Source organism: Nonlabens sp. YIK11, assembly GCF_001413925.1.
GTDB lineage: Bacteria > Bacteroidota > Bacteroidia > Flavobacteriales > Flavobacteriaceae > Nonlabens.
The window spans coordinates 561,462-578,953 of the sequence record NZ_LBMJ01000001.1; the positions used below are offsets into that span (position 1 = coordinate 561,462).

Here is a 17,492-nt window from a genome sequence, read left to right on the forward strand (position 1 = left end):
GGTTGACGTTAAACTGGCCCTTAATATTATGACTTGTTTAATACTCTAGCGGTTATACAGACTGCTTATTGCAAATGTATTTGCGCTTCTCAAAACTTGACCGTCATTACAGCCATCTTTGCTAGGCCATGTTTCCTTAGACTTGTCCCTTCTAAAGAAAGTGACATTATTAAGCTTGAGCTTATCAAGGCTGGCCGTGCCAAATGAAAAAGTGTAGATATAATCCTCTCCATTGACAAATTTTGAAGTAACATCTTGAAAAACAGACTTTTCCTTACCATTGAAAGTATAGCAGATCATTACTGCATAAACTCCAGAGGTCTTGGTGGTTTCTGAAACGTTCCCATCAAAAGTATTGGGTGTTATTCTAAGCCAGTGATCGTTTGTCGTTTTCTCAAACAAAGAATATTTTACTGCTGTAATGTTTTGTGCTGTGGTGATAGTGACCGTAAACAGCACTGTGATTACGAATAGGAAAGTTGCTTTTTGCATCTGGTTGGATTTTGAGCTTAAAGCTATTGTCCATGAGATTAAAAACCTATACCCTATTCAGGGTATATTTGAATTGATACATAATTGCAGTTATGTTTTTACAGGTCAAATTATACCCGATGTTATATGCTTATCACGCTTACACTCGAACTTACTACTTTTCAACCTCATCAAAAGGTTGTAATTTCAGCCCTTATAACTAGCCCATGTTAGAACTTTCTGGAATTATCATATTGGGAATACTGGCACAATGGACCGCCTGGAGATTCAAGATTCCCGCCATTTTACCATTGATCATCATAGGACTTTTAGTAGGTCCACTGGCGACACTTTTTACTGCAGAACATACCAAGCTTATCCAACCTGTTTTTGACCTAGAGTCTGAGTTGGGTCTTTTCCCTGGCGACAGCCTGTATTACTTTGTTTCTCTGGCGATTAGCATCATCCTTTTTGAAGGTGGATTGACCCTTAAACGCGCCGAGATCTTGAACACTGGACCTGTGATAGGTAAATTGATTTCTGTTGCGGTGATCATCACATTTTTAGGTGCTGGTGTGGCAACACATTTCATTTTTGGATTGTCCTGGGAAATTTCTTTGCTGTTTAGTGCGCTTATCATTGTGACTGGTCCAACGGTAATCACGCCTATCTTGCGCAACATACCGCTCAAAAAGGACATAAGTTCCATTCTTAAATGGGAAGGAATATTGATAGACCCAATTGGGGCGCTTTTTGCCGTTTTGGTTTTTGAATTTATCAGTGCAAATGCTGGAGGCGAGTTTACCGTGGTCGCGCTTCAAGAGTTTGGTAAAATTGTATTGTTTGGGTTCTCTTTTGGATTCTCTTTTGCTCACGGCCTTGCTTTTATCATAAAGGCGAAACAGGTACCTCACTACCTTTTAAATGTTTTTACACTGGCAACGGTTCTGGGTGTTTTTGTTTTGAGCGACTCTTTTGCTCACGAGTCTGGACTTCTTGCGGTTGTAGTTATGGGAATGGTGTTAGGTAATATCAATTTACCTAATATTAAAGAGCTGCTTTATTTTAAGGAGTCGCTTAGTGTCCTTCTTATCTCTATTCTATTTATTCTGCTTGCGGCCAATATTGACATGGCAAACCTAGAATTACTTTATAATTGGAGAACTGCCTTGTTGTTTGGTGTGGTCGTATTGGTCATCAGGCCATTGGGAGTTTTTGCGAGTAGCATCAATAGTGGGCTCAACCTGAATGAGAAGTTGTTTATTTCTTGGGTAGGACCGCGTGGTATCGTTGCCGCTGGTATCGCCTCACTTTTCGGATCCAAATTGGTGAGCCAAGGTATTCCTGGAGCAGAGTACATCACGCCATTAGTTTTCATGATCGTTCTGGGAACGGTTCTTTTGAATGCAACTACAGCCAGATTATTTGCCAAAATCGTAGGCGTATTCCTCAAGCAATCTGAAGGTATCATGATCGTGGGCGCTTCTAAGTTCTCAAGGCTTATCGCCCAATATCTTAAAGAACACGGTAGAAGTGTCGTTCTCATAGATACCAACAATAATAACATACGCGCCGCAAAAGAAAGGGGCCTTGATGCCCAGGTTGCCGATATCTACAGCGATGCCTTGACGGACGATATTGAATTCAACAATATAGGATACCTGCTGGCGCTTACTGGTAACTCGCAAATCAATGATTATGCGATAGAGAGGTTTGGTAAACTATATGGAGAAAATGGCGCCTTTAGATTGGTGCACTCCAGCGAAATAAGCAATCCGAATGAGAATCCAGATGCTGGATTATTTTCTGCTACAGACGATTATGTCAACCTGATGGAAGTTGCCCGTCATTACGGCGATATTCATGAGATCGAACTGAATAGCACAGAGCATTTCCGTGGGTTGATTGAGATCACTAAAACCGATACCGACATCGTTCCATTATTTATTAGAACCGGCAAAAAGATCGATTTGATTCCTTCTAATTCTTTAGAAATTGAGATTGAAGAAGGCAGCCTACTCGTTTACATGGGTAAACAAATTGTAGAACAAGCCAGTGGCGAGGTGACCATGGAAAATGTGGAAGAATAAATCATTCCTCCTAAAATGACTATGGTAAAGGCGTGGTAAAAGCTTCAGGTTTTTAGCAAGTTCGCTTTCGCGAAAGCGAACTCCTCACAAACTTAATCGTTCAATTTGAGAACCGCCATAAACGCCTGTTGTGGGATTTCCACATTTCCTACCTGGCGCATGCGCTTCTTACCCTTCTTTTGCTTTTCAAGAAGTTTACGTTTACGCGAGATATCACCACCATAACATTTTGCGGTTACGTCCTTACGCAGGGCTTTGATCGTTTCACGAGCGATGATCTTTGCTCCAATTGCTGCCTGTACTGGAATATCAAATTGCTGGCGTGGTATGAGTTCCTTGAGTTTTTCCACCATTTTCTTACCTATGGTATAGGCATTGTCAAAGTGAATCAAAGCGCTTAACGCATCGACCGTTTGGGCATTCAATAAAATATCTACTCTAACCAGTTTTGAAGCGCGCATACCTATAGGTGCGTAATCAAACGATGCGTAACCTTTTGAAACGGTTTTCAAACGATCGTAGAAGTCAAAGACGATCTCAGCAAGTGGCATGTCAAATGTCAACTCCACACGCTCTGTAGTAAGATAGGTCTGATTGGTCACGATTCCTCGTTTCTCGATACACAAGGACATCACGTTACCAACAAAGTCAGATTTTGTGATGATTGTGGCTTTGATGTAAGGCTCTTCTACCCTATTGAGTGTGGACGGTTCTGGAAGGTCTGACGGGTTGTTCACGATAAGTGGCACGTCGGGCTCCTTGTTAGTGTAGGCAAAATAGGAAACGTTAGGTACCGTGGTGATCACGGTCATATCAAACTCACGCTCCAGTCGCTCCTGGATGATTTCTAGGTGCAGCATTCCCAGGAATCCACATCTAAAACCAAATCCCAGCGCCGCACTACTCTCTGCTTGAAATACTAATGAAGCATCATTGAGTTGCAATTTTTCCATACTGGACCGCAGGTCTTCATAGTCCTCAGTATCTACCGGATAGATTCCTGCAAAAACCATAGGCTTTACATCTTCAAATCCGCCAATGGGGTTTGTAGTTGGGTGTTCATGGTCTGTGATCGTATCACCTACTTTAACTTCCTTGGCTTCTTTGATACCGGTAATAAGGTATCCTACATCACCAGCTTTAATTTCTTGTTTGGGAACTTGATTCAGTTTCAAGGTTCCTATCTCGTCTGCATAATAGCTCTCGCCCGTTGCAACAAACTTGATGTGTTGGCCTTTTTTGATCGAACCGTTGATAACTCTAAAGATGGTCTCAACACCTCTAAACTGGTTGTACTGTGAATCAAAAACTAGAGCCTGCAAAGGCTCATCCACATTACCTTTAGGTGCGGGAACGCGTTCAATAATCGCATCTAATATATCTTGAATTCCTTGGCCAGTTTTGGCACTTGCGGGAATCACCTCGCTAGGGTCGCAACCCAATAGGTCCACGATATCATCTGTAACTTCCTCTACGTTAGCAGATGGTAGATCCACCTTATTCAGTACTGGGATGATCTCTAGATCATTTTCCAGCGCTAGGTAAAGATTTGAAATCGTTTGTGCCTGTATGCTTTGTGCCGCGTCCACGATTAAAAGAGCGCCTTCACAAGCCGCAATGGAACGGGAAACCTCATAGGAGAAATCCACGTGTCCAGGCGTGTCAATCAAGTTTAGGATATACTTCTCGCCGTCAGGTGCGATATAGTCCATCTGGATCGCATGGGATTTGATAGTGATACCACGCTCACGTTCCAGATCCATATTATCAAGCAACTGCGCCTTTGACTCTCGTGCGGTAACCGTTTGGGTGGCATCCAGCAGGCGATCTGCCAGCGTGCTTTTACCGTGGTCAATATGGGCGATAATACAAAAGTTGCGTATGTTTTTCATAGAAATTTTATCGGTACAAATATAATCTAAAAGGTTAAGCGCTATAATCTTCCTTTAAACAGGTGGGTTTTATTATTTTTACGAATTACAACTTTCCTGTATGAAAATTATTACGCTTATGGTGCTGCTCGTGAGCCTTCAAATCACAGCTCAACATTCCATACAAGGAAACCTGGTAGATGAACAGAACCAGCCGGTAGCCTATGCCAATGCACTCTTGTTCAAAATGCCTGACAGCACTTATTACAAAGGCACTACTACAGATGAGAATGGTCGGTTTAAGATGGAAAACATTGCAACGGGCGACTATACTTTTGCAGCGAGTTATGTAGGATATGTAACGCTTTCGCGAAAGCTGACCATCAACAACACCACGAACTTAAACGATCTCATTCTTTCCACATCAACAGAATCGCTAGACGGCGTCACCGTCACCGCAAGGCGTCCCACGATTGAAAAACGTCCCGACCGATTGATTTTCAACGTAGAAAACACCTCATTAAGCACCAGTAATGCCGCTAATATTTTGAAGAACACACCTGGTGTTTTTGAAATGAACGGTTCCTACATGGTACAAAACGCTACGGCAGTAATCTACATTAATGACAGGCGCGTGTACATCACACAAGACGAGCTCAACGATTTTTTAAGAAGCCAGAGCGGTGATAACATCAAGAGCGTAGAGGTCATCACAAACCCGTCAGCCAATTATGATGCAGAAGGTGTTGCCGTGATCAACATCAACACCAGTAAAGGCGTGTCTCTAGGTTACAAAGGTTCCATAAACGGTAGTTATTCTATTGATGAACTTGCCAAGTATCAAATAGGAACCTCACAATTTTACAAGAACAACTGGGTAAACATCTATGCGAACTACAGTTACAATCCACGTAAAGACTTAAAACTGGACGAGGCTCAAGTAGGCTTTTTCAATCCTGACGGCTCTCGCAGCTCGCGATGGTTTACAGATTTTGAAAAGGTGACAGAAAGTGATGCGCACAACCTCAACACGGCGATCGATTTTACACTTGACGACAGCAACGACATCAGCATTTCCGCAAATTACAGTGCCAACAATAATCAAGACGTAAGAACAGATGTGGAAACTTTCATTTTACCCAGCGGCTCCATGAGTTTTGACGGCTTTGATACCAACAGCGACCTAGCTATTGACCGTACCACAGGTTTTGTAAACGCGGCCTGGAACAACTCTTTTAATGAAGGCGCTGGTCGTTTCTCTCTTGAAGGAAACTACATTTTTACAGATCGTGACAAAACACAAGATTTGTTGAGCACGTTTTTTGACCAAAACGGTGCCACTACTTCTACCAACAGCTTCTTTACAGATGCTGCACAGACTATTGATATCGCTGTCGCGAAAGCAGATTACGAAAACACCGTCGGGAATTACCTGCTTAAAGCTGGTGCCAAATTCTCTGATGTAAGCTCTACCAGCCAGCTGGACTTCTTTGATACAAACACAGGCTCACGGCAGTTCAACGCCGCTCTGTCTGATCGTTTTATATATGACGAAAATATCTATGCCGCCTATTTCCAGGTAGATCGAGATTGGGATAGGTGGGCCATGGCTCTAGGCCTACGTGCAGAACAAACAGATGTGGAAGGCGACAGCCGCTCTTTGGGTCAGGTCAATACACAGGAATATTTTGAGCTATTCCCTAACCTTTCTGTGACTAACCAAGTAAGCGACAACCACTCCTTGACCTTGAGTTATAGACGCTCTATCGAGCGACCGCGGTATGAGAGTTTGAATCCGTTCACGTATTTTATAAATGATAATAATGTGAACACAGGAAATCCTAACCTGCGACCAGCGTTTACCAATAAAGTCAATCTTAATTGGAATATTAAAAATCAGTATTTCTTTGATGCTTACTATACAAGAACTGACAATGCCTTGGCCATTTTGCCCTTTCAGAACAATCAGACTAATGTCGTGAATTCACAGAATTTCAATATGGATTATGAGCTACAGTACAGTCTTGATTTCCAGTTCTACCAATTTCTTGGTAACAGCATCATTTTTCAGGCACAGACCAGCTTGTTTTATATGGAAAATGAGTTTACCGCAATCCAGTCAGGCGGCGTAAAGCAAAAGAACGACGTCACTGGTCTTTACGTGAGCACCTTGAGTAGCATCAACCTATCTGACGATAGAACATTTAGCGCAACACTAGATCTGGGCTATCTTTCTAATATTCTTATAGGTTCCTATGAATTCAAAAACCAGATAACTTCTGGAATAGGATTGCGTAAAAGCATCTGGAACAACCGTGCCGTGATAACACTGGATTATGATGATATATTTTTGAGTCAGAACCAGCCATTAAAATCACGATACTTGAATCAGGATAATGAGTATCTGGCACTACCTGAAACCAATCTAATCACCATAGGCTTTACCTACAACTTTGGAAACTTTAGATTGAATAATAATGAGGTTTCCACTCCAGAAGATCAGGAGCGCACCAATGCTCGTGACAATAGCTTTTAGAAAATTACGCTTTCGCGAAAGCGAACTTCCACAAATTTCTACGCATCATAAATTGTCAAGCAACTGCCCTATCTTTGCAGCATGGTTAAGATAGGCGACATTCAATTACCCGATTTCCCATTACTTCTCGCACCTATGGAAGATGTGAGTGATCCACCATTCCGTACGTTATGTAAGGAAAATGGTGCAGATGTCGTTTTTACAGAGTTCATTTCTAGCGAAGGCCTCATAAGAGACGCCGCAAAAAGCACCATGAAGCTGGACATTTATGAGACGGAGCGCCCAGTTGGCATCCAGATTTTTGGCGCCAATATGGAATCCATGCTACAGTCTGTAGAGATCGTGGAGCGCACCAAGCCAGACATGATTGACATCAACTTTGGTTGTCCCGTGAAAAAGGTAGTTTCTAAAGGTGCCGGCGCAGGAATTCTAAAAGATATTGACCTGATGGTGCAACTTTCTGCCGCCATGGTCAAGCATACTAATTTGCCTATTACCGTAAAAACACGATTGGGTTGGGACCACGACTCCATCAAGATTGTTGAAGTAGCAGAGCGTTTGCAAGACGTAGGTATCAAGGCCATTAGTATTCACGGTCGCACGCGAGCCCAGATGTATAAAGGCGATGCCGACTGGAAACCCATTGCTGCGGTAAAGAACAACCCACGAATGCATATCCCGGTTTTTGGAAACGGTGATGTCAACACACCAGAACGCGCTGTAGAAATGCGTGATGAATATGGACTTGACGGCGCTATGATAGGTCGCGCCAGTATAGGTTATCCATGGTTTTTTAGAGAAGTCAAGCACTTTTTTAAAACTGGCGAGCACTTGGATCCACCTACCATGCAAGAACGTGTGGAAGTAGCGAGACGCCATCTGGAAATGGCCATTGCCTGGAAAGGAGAAAAACTGGGCGTTTTTGAAACCCGTCGCCACTATACTAACTATTTCAAAGGCATTCCCAACTTCAAAGAACACCGCATGAAAATGGTCACTAGCGATGATAGTGCTTCAGTTTTTGCCGCTTTTGAAGAGGTGTTGCAGGAGTTTGGGGATTATAGTTTTGCCTGAGAAGCAAGTGTTATAATGATAAAAGTGAAAATAGAATGAGTACGGAAGGAATTATATCGATAGCTATTACGCTAATTATAGGCATACCAAGTATCATTACTTTTTTTAGAATAAATCAAACTAAGCTAATTCATTTAGAGAAGCGAATCATTAATTTAAAAGATGATTTACTTAAAAATTTTGAAGAGCTTTCTATAAAATATAAAGGAATTGAAGTTCAAAAAAACATTTATTTTATTAATGGCTTTATTGTTTGTCAAGGAAAGAAGGATATTTCAAATGACGAAAATAGTCTTCAGATAAATCTGCCGACGAATTGGAAATGGCTTGATTACAAAATAGTCTCTAATTCTAAGGGAATGATATTTCAAAAAAAGCTTAATGATGAGTCAGTATTCTTAAATTTCGATTTAATAAAAAGTAAAGAATTCGTTGAGTATGAGGGAATAATCGAAATTAATGAGGATATTAAAAAGGAAAATATCGGAGAAAGATTAGATTTTCATCATCGAATACCCAATGTTCCTTCAATAAAGAAGTTTAGTATAGATATGTTGAAGTCTGGTTTTGGTATATTAATCGTTTGTGCTTTTCTCGCTTTTACACCAATTTACTTGACATTAGAATACAACGATATTGAAACATACAATCTGGAAGCATATAATGCCAATACAAATGCAATATTACCCTCTTCAATTGTTTACCTAAATGATGACTTAGGGCAGTTGGAGAAGAAAATAGCAGAAGAAAATTCCGGGTATAATCTTGTTTTTGAAAGGAAAAACAAAAAATTTTCCTGTGGAGGTTTTTGATATTGCTGGGAAAAAGAATAAAGAATTAACTTCCGTTTATTTCAAAATGAAAGACTGGTACGTAGTCAGTTGGATAGGCACTATATTTTTGGCTATTGTATTTATAATTTCAGTTATAGGAATCATATATTCAATAAGCTTATTATATTATAGAAAAAAATACTTAAACCTTATAAGAAATTAGTTCAGCTACGTTAATTTTTTTTTAATTATAGAATAATTACTGTTCTTGATTTAGTTTTTTTAAGTTCAATTTTCAATCGCGATTAAATCGTTTACCTGAAACATATTGTTCAAATAGTGTTGTGGCGGGTGTTAGTTTAGCAGCGATTGAAGACATACTAAAGGAGTTTGGTGATTACAACTTCGCCTGAGAAAGCAACCGGTCGTTGATCCTGCGACTACCTACGTAACTGGCGATAATTCCCAGTACGGCAATCGTCAATAAAGAAACCAAGACATTCAACAGCTCCATGGCAAAAGGATAAGGAATGCCAGGAGCAATGTAGATCCAGTTATAATGGATCTGGCCATACACAAAACCTACACCTATCAACAAACCAATGATGCCGCCAGACAGCGTCATTAGGGTTCCCTGTAAAAAGAATATGAGGCGTAGTTGACCTACCTCAGCGCCTAGATCTGCCAGGGTTTTGAGGTTTTTCTTTTTGTCTAGAATCATCATGATGATCGAACCTACCACATTAAACAGCGCAATGATCAACACCAGTGTAAAGATCAAATACACCGCCAGGTTCTCACTGTTCAACATCTTGTAGAGCGCACCGTTAAGCTGCAGCTTGTTTTTAATCTCGAGATCCACATCAAAAAGAGCAGTGATCTCTTCACGCACCTCATCTTCCATCTCAGGATCGGTAAGCTTGATCTCAAGCGCCGTGACCGTGGAATCACTATAACTAAGCAACGTTCGTGCAGCACTTAGCCGCATGAAGATATATTTGTTGTCCAGATCCTCATTAACGCTAAATTGTCCCGTGGCAATCGCATCCAGCGTGCTAAAAGAACGGCTTAAATTCATCGCATTGATCGCATTGGTACCTGGTCGCGGCACCATGATTTGCATAAAGGTCGAGTAATCGTTGACAGATATGGAAAGGTCGTCTGCAATTCCTGCACCCATGACCACTTGGGGATCATTGTCAGTAAGCCAGCTACCGTAAATTAGAATGGAATCTGGCGACACGATTTGATCATAATTCTCTGGCACACCTTTAATGTAGGCGATGTCATTTTTTTCAGAATAGCTTAAAAAGGCCTTTTCTTCAATGACTTCAGAGAGCACTTGGATACCAGTTATGTTTTCGAGAGCACGCTTTCGCGAAAGCGGAACATTCAACGTCTTTCCCTGTACCGCTGTGACCTGCAGGTCTGGATCAAAATAACCGCTAAAACTGGTGCTAAACTCCTTCAACCCGCTAAAACCAGAAAGCACGATAAACAATGCCGTGGTCCCCACGATTGTGATAATAAAACTGAGAATATTAATGATGTTGATGGCATTCTTGCCATTCTTGGAAATCAGGTAACGTCGCGCTATGTAAAACGAAAAGTTCACTTATGACTTCTTGCGTCGTGGCAGGATATCAGGATTTTCAATAGGGTTGTTCTCGCCCTTCAACTCCTTATCGATCTGGTCCATATATTCCAGGCTATCGTCATTGTAGAATTGCAGCTCTGGCATACGACGAAACTGGTGGCGCACCTTTGCCGCAACCTCATACCGTATATCGCTCGTCATCTCCTTGATCTCATTCACCACGGCATCTGCCTTTTCTGGCGGGAAAACTGAGATAAAAGCCTTGGCATAACCCAGGTCTGGCGTGACCGTCACCTTAGTAACAGACACCAGCAGGTTTTTAACGGCATTCTCCCGCATTTTCTCCTGCAACACATTCGAGATATCCTCTTGCAGGATACCGGCGATTTTCTTCTGACGTTGAGTTTCTTCCATGCTACAAAGGTAACTAGATTCTATAATTATAATGATTAGGGCGTTACGGCAAACTTTCCCTGGCGCTCAAGGTTGCCGTCGGGCTATGCGCTACAATCTTTTCAAGCCCAGCTTGACTATGAAGATGGCTTGAAAAGGATTTACGCTACTATCCCTAACGCAGGTTTGATGTTTTAATTACCACTTAAAGTTCATGAGTTGAACAATGAGTATTTTGGATTCCATCAAGGATAAATCGAGAGCTGCCAATTTCTGAAATCATTATTTTTGATCAAAACAATACCATGCTGGGAAAAATTGAACATCTAGGAATTGCCGTCAAGGATTTAGAGGCTTCCAATAATCTATACGAAAAGCTGCTGGGAACCGCATCCTATAAAATGGAAGAAGTCAAAACTGAAAACGTGATCACCAGCTTTTTCAAAGCTGGTGAGAATAAGATAGAACTACTAGCCGCCACAGATCCTGAAAGCGCCATTGCAAAGTTTATCGACAAGCGAGGTGAAGGCATTCATCACGTCGCCTTTGCGGTAGAGGATATTAAAAAAGAGTTGGCCCGACTGGAAAAAGAAGGCTTCACCATACTGAACAAAGAGCCCAAAAAAGGAGCTGACAACAAACTCGTTGCCTTTTTGCATCCTAAAGGGACTAATGGCGTACTGGTAGAACTATGTCAGGAAATCAATGAATAGTTTGGTGAAACGAGCGGATAGTGTAAATTTGCAGACTTTTAAATCAGTATATCGCGCTGCGATATTTTGAGGGCCTATAACTCAGCTGGTTAGAGTATCTGACTCATAATCAGAAAGTCCCTGGTTCGAGCCCAGGTGGGCCCACAACAAAGACCTCAGCTTTTTAGCTGAGGTTTTTTATTTTTAGGAATGGCTTGTATTTATTTACAGCGAGATCTTGAAAAAGAACTACATAGGCGCTTGTCAAGCAAGTCTTGAAGATAGAATTAGCGCTCACAACTCTGGTGCATATGGATCGCATCGCTTTACAGCCAAAGCCAATGATTGGAAACTTATTTTGAAACTTGAGTGTCATGATTACAACCATGCGCTAAGACTCGAGAAGAAGATAAAACGAATGAAGAGTAGTACGTACATTAAAAATCTTATTCGGTACGAGGAAATGCGAGAAAAAGTCATCAATGAAACTAAAAATATCTGACTCTCCCGATAGCTATCGGGACAGAAAGTCCCTGGTTCGAGCCCAGGTGGGCCCACAACAAAGACCTTAGCAATCGCTAGGGTCTTTTTTTTGCTCATACTTCTCGAATTAAAAGATGCTCTTAGCTTTTGAGCCTAATTAAACAAATCTTGATTTTCAGATATCATTTTTATCATCAAGCCGTCTAACCGCAGTAACGATAAAATAGCAATCAAATGTTTGAAACATCGTTGCGCGTTAAGGATTGAAGCGTACATCCTTTTTGAGCCTCTGCCGTGTTGCATTTGGGCTCAAAAAGATGGCAGCGTAAAGCCTGACCGTAGGGAACGCCCACTAAATGACGCGTATCTTTTGTGCCTTAAAACAGTGCTTTCAAATTTGTATCTTTATCTCTTACTAAAAATTATACATGAAAAGGATTTTTTTAATGTTCACCGTTGGTGTTTTTCTGGCCAGCTGTAGCTCTACCCAAAACACGAAACCTTCAAATACAACAGACTCTTCTGTACCTGGTTACTGGCAGCAACATGTTGACTACACCATGGATGTGGATATGAATGTTGACAATTATCAATATACTGGTAAGCAAAAATTGGTGTATACCAACAACTCACCTGAAACTCTGGACCGTGTGTATTACCATTTGTTCTTCAACGCGTTCCAGCCAGGCAGCCAGATGGATGTGCGTTCCCGTACCATCGCAGATCCTGATCGTCGTGTAGGTTCTAGAATTGCAGGTTTACAACCTAACGAGCAAGGACAACTACATGTGAAAAATATGATGCAGGATGGCGTACCGCTTAACCCAATAGAAGAAGGTACCATTCTTATTGTACCGCTCGCGAAAGCTTTGAAGCCTGGACAGTCCACGACTTTTGAACTGGATTTTAACGGTCAGGTACCCGTACAAATACGCCGCAGCGGTCGTAATAATGCAGAAGGTGTGGCACTTTCCATGACACAATGGTTCCCTAAAATGGCCGAATTTGATCGTGATGGATGGAATGCAACGCCGTACGTAGGTCGTGAGTTTCATGGCGTTTGGGGAGATTTTGATGTAAAACTTACTATCGATAAGGATTACACTATTGGTGGTACAGGCTACCTCCAAAACCCTAAAGAAATAGGACATGGTTATGATCGCCCTAATTCTGGCCCTGCAGAAGGTAAGGATGGTAAATTGACCTGGCACTTTAAGGCGCCTATGGTACATGATTTCGCCTGGGGCGCAGATCCTGATTACATACATGATATCTACAAAGGAGCTAATGGAGTCGACCTTCACTTCTTTTACAAAGACAACGAGGCGATTAAGGCCAACTGGAAAAAACTACAGCCAGATACCAACAAGATGTTGGAGTTCTACAATGAAAATGTAGGGTTGTATCCTTACAAACAATATTCTGTGATTCAAGGTGGTGATGGTGGTATGGAATATGCCATGGCAACGTTAATTACAGGCGAGCGCAGCTACGGCAGCCTTGCCGGCGTTACGGCACACGAGTTCGCACACTCATGGTTCAACCATATCCTTGCGACTAACGAGGCAAAACATGAATGGATGGATGAAGGCTTTACCACCTATATTTCAAATCTTGCCATGAACGAGATCTACAACGAGGGCAAGGAAAATCCAAATGCAGGCTCTTTTAGAGGTTATGCACAGCTGGCAAACTCTGGTGTAGAGCAGCCCCAAACCACACATGCAGATCGCTACAACCTCAACGGCGCCTATGGAACCAGCGCCTATTCTAAAGGTGCGGTTTTCATGTCACAACTAGGTTATATCGTGGGCGAAGACGTCCGTGACCAGATCATCAAAGAGTATTTCAACACCTGGAAATTCAAGCACCCTAATCCTAATGATTTCAAACGCGTGGCAGAGCGTGTGAGCGGTTTTGAATTGGACTGGTACCTCATAGACTGGACGCAAACTACAAACACCATTGATTATGCGATTGATGATTTGAAAGATGTGAATGGCGTGGCCACTGTATCGCTTTCGCGAAAGGGTCTTATGCCTATGCCACTTGATATTCAAGTGACCATGAATGATGGCACTAGCAAAATGTACTATGTACCACTGGAATTCATGTATAATCAGAAAAAAGTGCCTGCAGACTGGACTGTGGCAGCAGATTGGGCTTGGGCTTACCCAACTTATGAACTTCAATTAAGTGGATTGAGCAAAAAAGACATTAGTAATGTAACTATCGACCCTAAGAATATGATGGCAGATGTTGACAGAGAAAACAACAAATACCAAGTGTTCACACTGATGCAGAATAACTAAGCGTATTTAATTTATTATGGAATAGGCGTCTCAACTGGGGCGCCTATTTTTTATTGCTGGTTTCAAATATGCCTCCAGTATCTTTGTCACATGCGCTACACACTAGGCAAAGACAAAAAACTAAAAAGTAAAAAAGCTATTACAGAGCTTTTTACGCAGGGTACTACCATCAGGAAAGGTGCGTTGTTGCTTAAATATGCCTTAAAAGAAGAACCTGGTGTACATAGATCGGGTTTCAGTGTGCCTAAGCGGTTCTTCAAACTTGCCGTAGATCGCAACAGAGTGAAAAGATTGTTGCGGGAAGCGTACCGTTTGGAGCAGCACAATTTACCTCAGTTAGAAGACAGGCACTTCCATTTTATGTGGATCTATCAATCCCACAAACTTCCAGATCAGGACCATGTCAAGCAGCTTTTGCAGGGAATTATCAAGCAATTGCATAAATCCCATACCTGCACAACTACGGAATCATAATTGCACTAAAATTAGTGTAAGCTCGTTTTGAGTATATTAGTATAACATTTTAGCACACAATCCTTTATGGCATCTACTTCTCACAAGATCAAAAGACAAATTCTGGTTCCGGTTTTAGGGGCTGTATTTTTTCTATCACTAGCCAGTTTCAAAAATGACTTTTTTGAAATCGCCAAGCAGATCGAAATCTTTACAGAGATGTATAAGCAGCTCAACATGAACTATGTAGATGAAACCAATCCTGCGCAACTCATGGATGACGCGATAGAAGGAATGTTATCAGATCTAGATCCGTACACCACTTTCTGGACAGAGCAAGAAGTAGAACGTGCCAAGATCAATTCGCGTGGCGAGTTTACCGGTATAGGTGCTAACGTGAGTTCCAGAGCAGACAAACTCATTATAGTGGAGCCCTGGAAAGATTATCCAGCAGATAAAGCTGGTCTTAAAGCTGGTGACGAAATCATCGTCATTGACGGTGTCAAGGTTTCGGATTATGACGAGAACGCAGGCCAATTGTTAGAAGGATCTGCAGATACTCAAGTGGAAGTAACTTATTTAAGACAAGGCAAGGAGATGAAGGCCACCCTCAAAAGGGCTGCGGTAGAAATAAAAGCAGTGCCGTTTTTTGAGATGGCTACACCTAGCATAGGCTATGTTGTGCTTTCCAAATTCAACGAAAAAGCTTCCAGAGAGACTAAAGAGGCCATCAAACAGCTTAAAGAACAGGGCGCGACTAAAATTATCCTGGACTTAAGAGGTAATCCAGGCGGCTTGCTGAGCGAAGCGGTCAATGTTTCCAATCTTTTTATTGAAAAGGACAAGCTCATCACCAGCACGCAATCCAGTATAGAGAAATTCAACAGGACGTACCTCACAAAACGCAACGCCTTTGATGCAGACATACCGCTAGCTGTTTTGATCAATGGCCGCAGTGCGAGTGCCAGTGAGATCGTGAGTGGTAGCGTCCAGGATTATGATCGTGGAGTGGTGATAGGTGCGCGCAGTTTTGGAAAAGGTCTCGTCCAGCGTCCCAAAGAATTGAGTTATGGAACGCAAGTGAAAATTACCATTTCTAGATATTACACGCCCAGCGGTCGTTGCATACAGGCTTTGGATTACTGGAACCGCGATGCAGATGGCAATGCGGTAAGAACTAAAAAAGAAGACTACAAAGCTTTTAAAACGGTCAACAGCGGTCGTACCGTTTATGATGGTGGTGGCGTGGATCCAGATATCAAATTAGCAAGTGCCGCCTATTCACCTATTACCACATCCTTACTGCGTGAAAATGCCATTTTTGACTACGCCACACAGTATTATTACGCTCATCAATACGATGATCTTGAAAAGATCCAACTTACTGATGCAGATTTCAATGATTTTATCGCTTGGGTAGAAGCTCGTGGATTTGACTTTGAGACGGTTACGGAGTCCGCTTTCGCGAAAGCGTACAAAACAGCTGTCAATGAAGAACTTGATGACGACATTGCCACCAGTTATAAAGGCATGATGCAGGCCATTCAAAACGCCAAAAAGAAAGACATGCGTGACAAAAAAGAAGAGCTCATGTCCCTTCTTACCGATGAAATCGTGAAGCGCTATTTCTATCGTGAAGGATTGTACAACTACCAGTTAAAATTTAGTCCAGAGATTCAAGAGGCCATTAAAGTATTGAATGACGAGACCAGATACCGCAAGATTTTGAGCTAATGAAACACCTTGCCACATATCTATTTACCATATGTTTTGTGGCAACCACTGCGGCTCAACTCACCGTGCAGCACAGCATTTATTTTGATCTTGATAAATATGATTTCAAGAGCAGCGAGCTTCAAGCATTTGAATCCTTTTTCAATGATTTGATCTATCTGCCTATTCTAGAGGTAGAGATTCTAGGCTATTGTGACGATCGCGGCACACTGGAATACAATCAAAAGCTATCAGAAAATAGAGTGGAAACCGTAGCCATGTGGCTGCTGGATCACGATATCAACATGATGAACATCTACAAGCAGGTGGCTGGAAAAGGTGAGGTAGCGCTGGCAGATGCCAGCAATCGCATGGAAATCATCCAGACCAGAGCTCGCAACAGGCGAGTAGATGTAACTTTTACACTTCAAGAGCCTGCAGCCAGTAGGCTTGCCATGCGTACCCTTCAAAAGAGCCAACTCACACCAGATCAAAAAGCCGTGATTGATGAATATGAGGAAAAAGTAATTTATCAAGTGCGCAAGAAAAAGAGTAGTGCTGACTTGATCACCATTGACGATCTGGAAGAATACATTGAGGTTCCCACAAGTATAAGTCCGCCAGTGAATGGTAGGGAAGAACCTTTTAGGTCATTATTACGCAAGAACATTGAGACTGACGAGGTCATCATTCTTAAAGACATTCATTTCTTGAGAGGTAGATCCACATTGAATCCAGAATCCATCCCATTGATGAAGAGAGTGATTGAGATACTTGTAGCGCGTCCAAACATCCATTTTGAGATACGCGGCCATGTGTGCTGCATCAATCCCATGTTTGACGACGCACTGGATCGCAACACCATGAGATCAGACTTGTCATATGCTAGGGCAAAATTAATTTACAATATTCTGTCAGAATATGGAGTCGATCCCAGTCGCATGTCATTTGCGGGTTATGGCCGCACAAAACCTTTAGGTGGTAGCGATAAGGACGACCGTCGTGTAGAATTGTATATCACAAAAGTGGACTAA

The 17,492-nt window shown here is 42.0% G+C and carries 14 protein-coding genes and 1 tRNA gene; 11 read left to right on the forward strand and 4 right to left on the reverse strand.

Annotated elements, in window-relative coordinates:
• Positions 1 to 45: 45 nt before the first annotated feature.
• Positions 46 to 492, reverse strand: coding sequence for a hypothetical protein (locus AAU57_RS02580; protein WP_055411438.1), 447 nt, complete (start codon positions 490 to 492; stop codon positions 46 to 48).
• Positions 493 to 698: 206 nt separating this feature from the next.
• Here AAU57_RS02580 and AAU57_RS02585 point away from each other — a divergent pair, with 206 nt between their 5' ends.
• Positions 699 to 2,561 carry a cation:proton antiporter gene (locus AAU57_RS02585; protein ID WP_055411439.1) on the forward strand — a complete coding sequence of 621 codons (1,863 nt, stop codon included), beginning with the start codon at positions 699 to 701 and terminating at the stop codon, positions 2,559 to 2,561.
• A 92-nt stretch (positions 2,562 to 2,653) separates the two neighbouring features.
• On the opposite strand, the gene lepA is transcribed toward AAU57_RS02585, so the two are convergent.
• A complete protein-coding gene (lepA, locus tag AAU57_RS02590) occupies positions 2,654 to 4,453 on the reverse strand; it encodes a translation elongation factor 4 (protein ID WP_055411440.1) in 1,800 nt (599 codons plus the stop codon).
• A 100-nt stretch (positions 4,454 to 4,553) separates the two neighbouring features.
• On the opposite strand from lepA, the gene AAU57_RS02595 reads away from it, so the two are divergent.
• The 3 genes from AAU57_RS02595 to AAU57_RS02605 all read left to right on the forward strand — a co-directional run bounded on the left by AAU57_RS02595 (position 4,554) and on the right by AAU57_RS02605 (position 8,854).
• Positions 4,554 to 6,968 carry an outer membrane beta-barrel protein gene (locus AAU57_RS02595; RefSeq protein WP_055411441.1) on the forward strand — a complete coding sequence of 805 codons (2,415 nt, stop codon included), beginning with the start codon at positions 4,554 to 4,556 and terminating at the stop codon, positions 6,966 to 6,968.
• 81 nt (positions 6,969 to 7,049) lie between these two features.
• Positions 7,050 to 8,042 (forward strand): tRNA dihydrouridine synthase DusB, encoded by a 993-nt coding sequence (gene dusB, locus AAU57_RS02600; RefSeq protein WP_055411442.1) that lies wholly within the window; start codon positions 7,050 to 7,052, stop codon positions 8,040 to 8,042.
• Positions 8,043 to 8,077: 35 nt separating this feature from the next.
• Positions 8,078 to 8,854 (forward strand): hypothetical protein, encoded by a 777-nt coding sequence (locus AAU57_RS02605; protein WP_055411443.1) that lies wholly within the window; start codon positions 8,078 to 8,080, stop codon positions 8,852 to 8,854.
• Positions 8,855 to 9,212: 358 nt separating this feature from the next.
• On the opposite strand, the gene AAU57_RS02615 is transcribed toward AAU57_RS02605, so the two are convergent.
• Entirely contained in the window at positions 9,213 to 10,430 is a 1,218-nt protein-coding gene (locus tag AAU57_RS02615) for an ABC transporter permease (RefSeq protein ID WP_055411445.1), read from the reverse strand.
• Positions 10,431 to 10,826: a 30S ribosome-binding factor RbfA gene (gene rbfA, locus AAU57_RS02620; RefSeq protein WP_055411446.1), complete on the reverse strand. Its 396-nt coding sequence runs from the start codon at positions 10,824 to 10,826 to the stop codon at positions 10,431 to 10,433.
• Positions 10,827 to 11,113: 287 nt separating this feature from the next.
• Between rbfA and mce the strand changes: the two genes are divergently transcribed.
• The 7 genes from mce to AAU57_RS02655 all read left to right on the forward strand — a co-directional run bounded on the left by mce (position 11,114) and on the right by AAU57_RS02655 (position 17,492).
• Positions 11,114 to 11,518, forward strand: coding sequence for a methylmalonyl-CoA epimerase (mce, locus tag AAU57_RS02625; RefSeq protein ID WP_055413645.1), 405 nt, complete (start codon positions 11,114 to 11,116; stop codon positions 11,516 to 11,518).
• 70 nt (positions 11,519 to 11,588) lie between these two features.
• Positions 11,589 to 11,662 (forward strand) — tRNA-Ile (locus AAU57_RS02630).
• Between the two features lie 58 nt (positions 11,663 to 11,720).
• Complete coding sequence (locus tag AAU57_RS02635; RefSeq protein ID WP_082438516.1) at positions 11,721 to 11,999, forward strand: GIY-YIG nuclease family protein; 279 nt, start codon at positions 11,721 to 11,723, stop codon at positions 11,997 to 11,999.
• A 409-nt stretch (positions 12,000 to 12,408) separates the two neighbouring features.
• Complete coding sequence (locus AAU57_RS02640; protein WP_055411448.1) at positions 12,409 to 14,292, forward strand: M1 family metallopeptidase; 1,884 nt, start codon at positions 12,409 to 12,411, stop codon at positions 14,290 to 14,292.
• A gap of 90 nt (positions 14,293 to 14,382) precedes the next feature.
• A complete protein-coding gene (gene rnpA / locus AAU57_RS02645) occupies positions 14,383 to 14,766 on the forward strand; it encodes a ribonuclease P protein component (protein WP_055411449.1) in 384 nt (127 codons plus the stop codon).
• Between the two features lie 66 nt (positions 14,767 to 14,832).
• The gene (locus AAU57_RS02650) at positions 14,833 to 16,479 is read left to right on the forward strand and encodes a S41 family peptidase (RefSeq protein WP_055411450.1); all 1,647 of its coding nucleotides are present in this window, start codon (positions 14,833 to 14,835) and stop codon (positions 16,477 to 16,479) included.
• Positions 16,479 to 17,492, forward strand: coding sequence for an OmpA family protein (locus AAU57_RS02655; protein WP_055411451.1), 1,014 nt, complete (start codon positions 16,479 to 16,481; stop codon positions 17,490 to 17,492). Before AAU57_RS02650 ends, AAU57_RS02655 begins: the two co-directional genes overlap by 1 nt.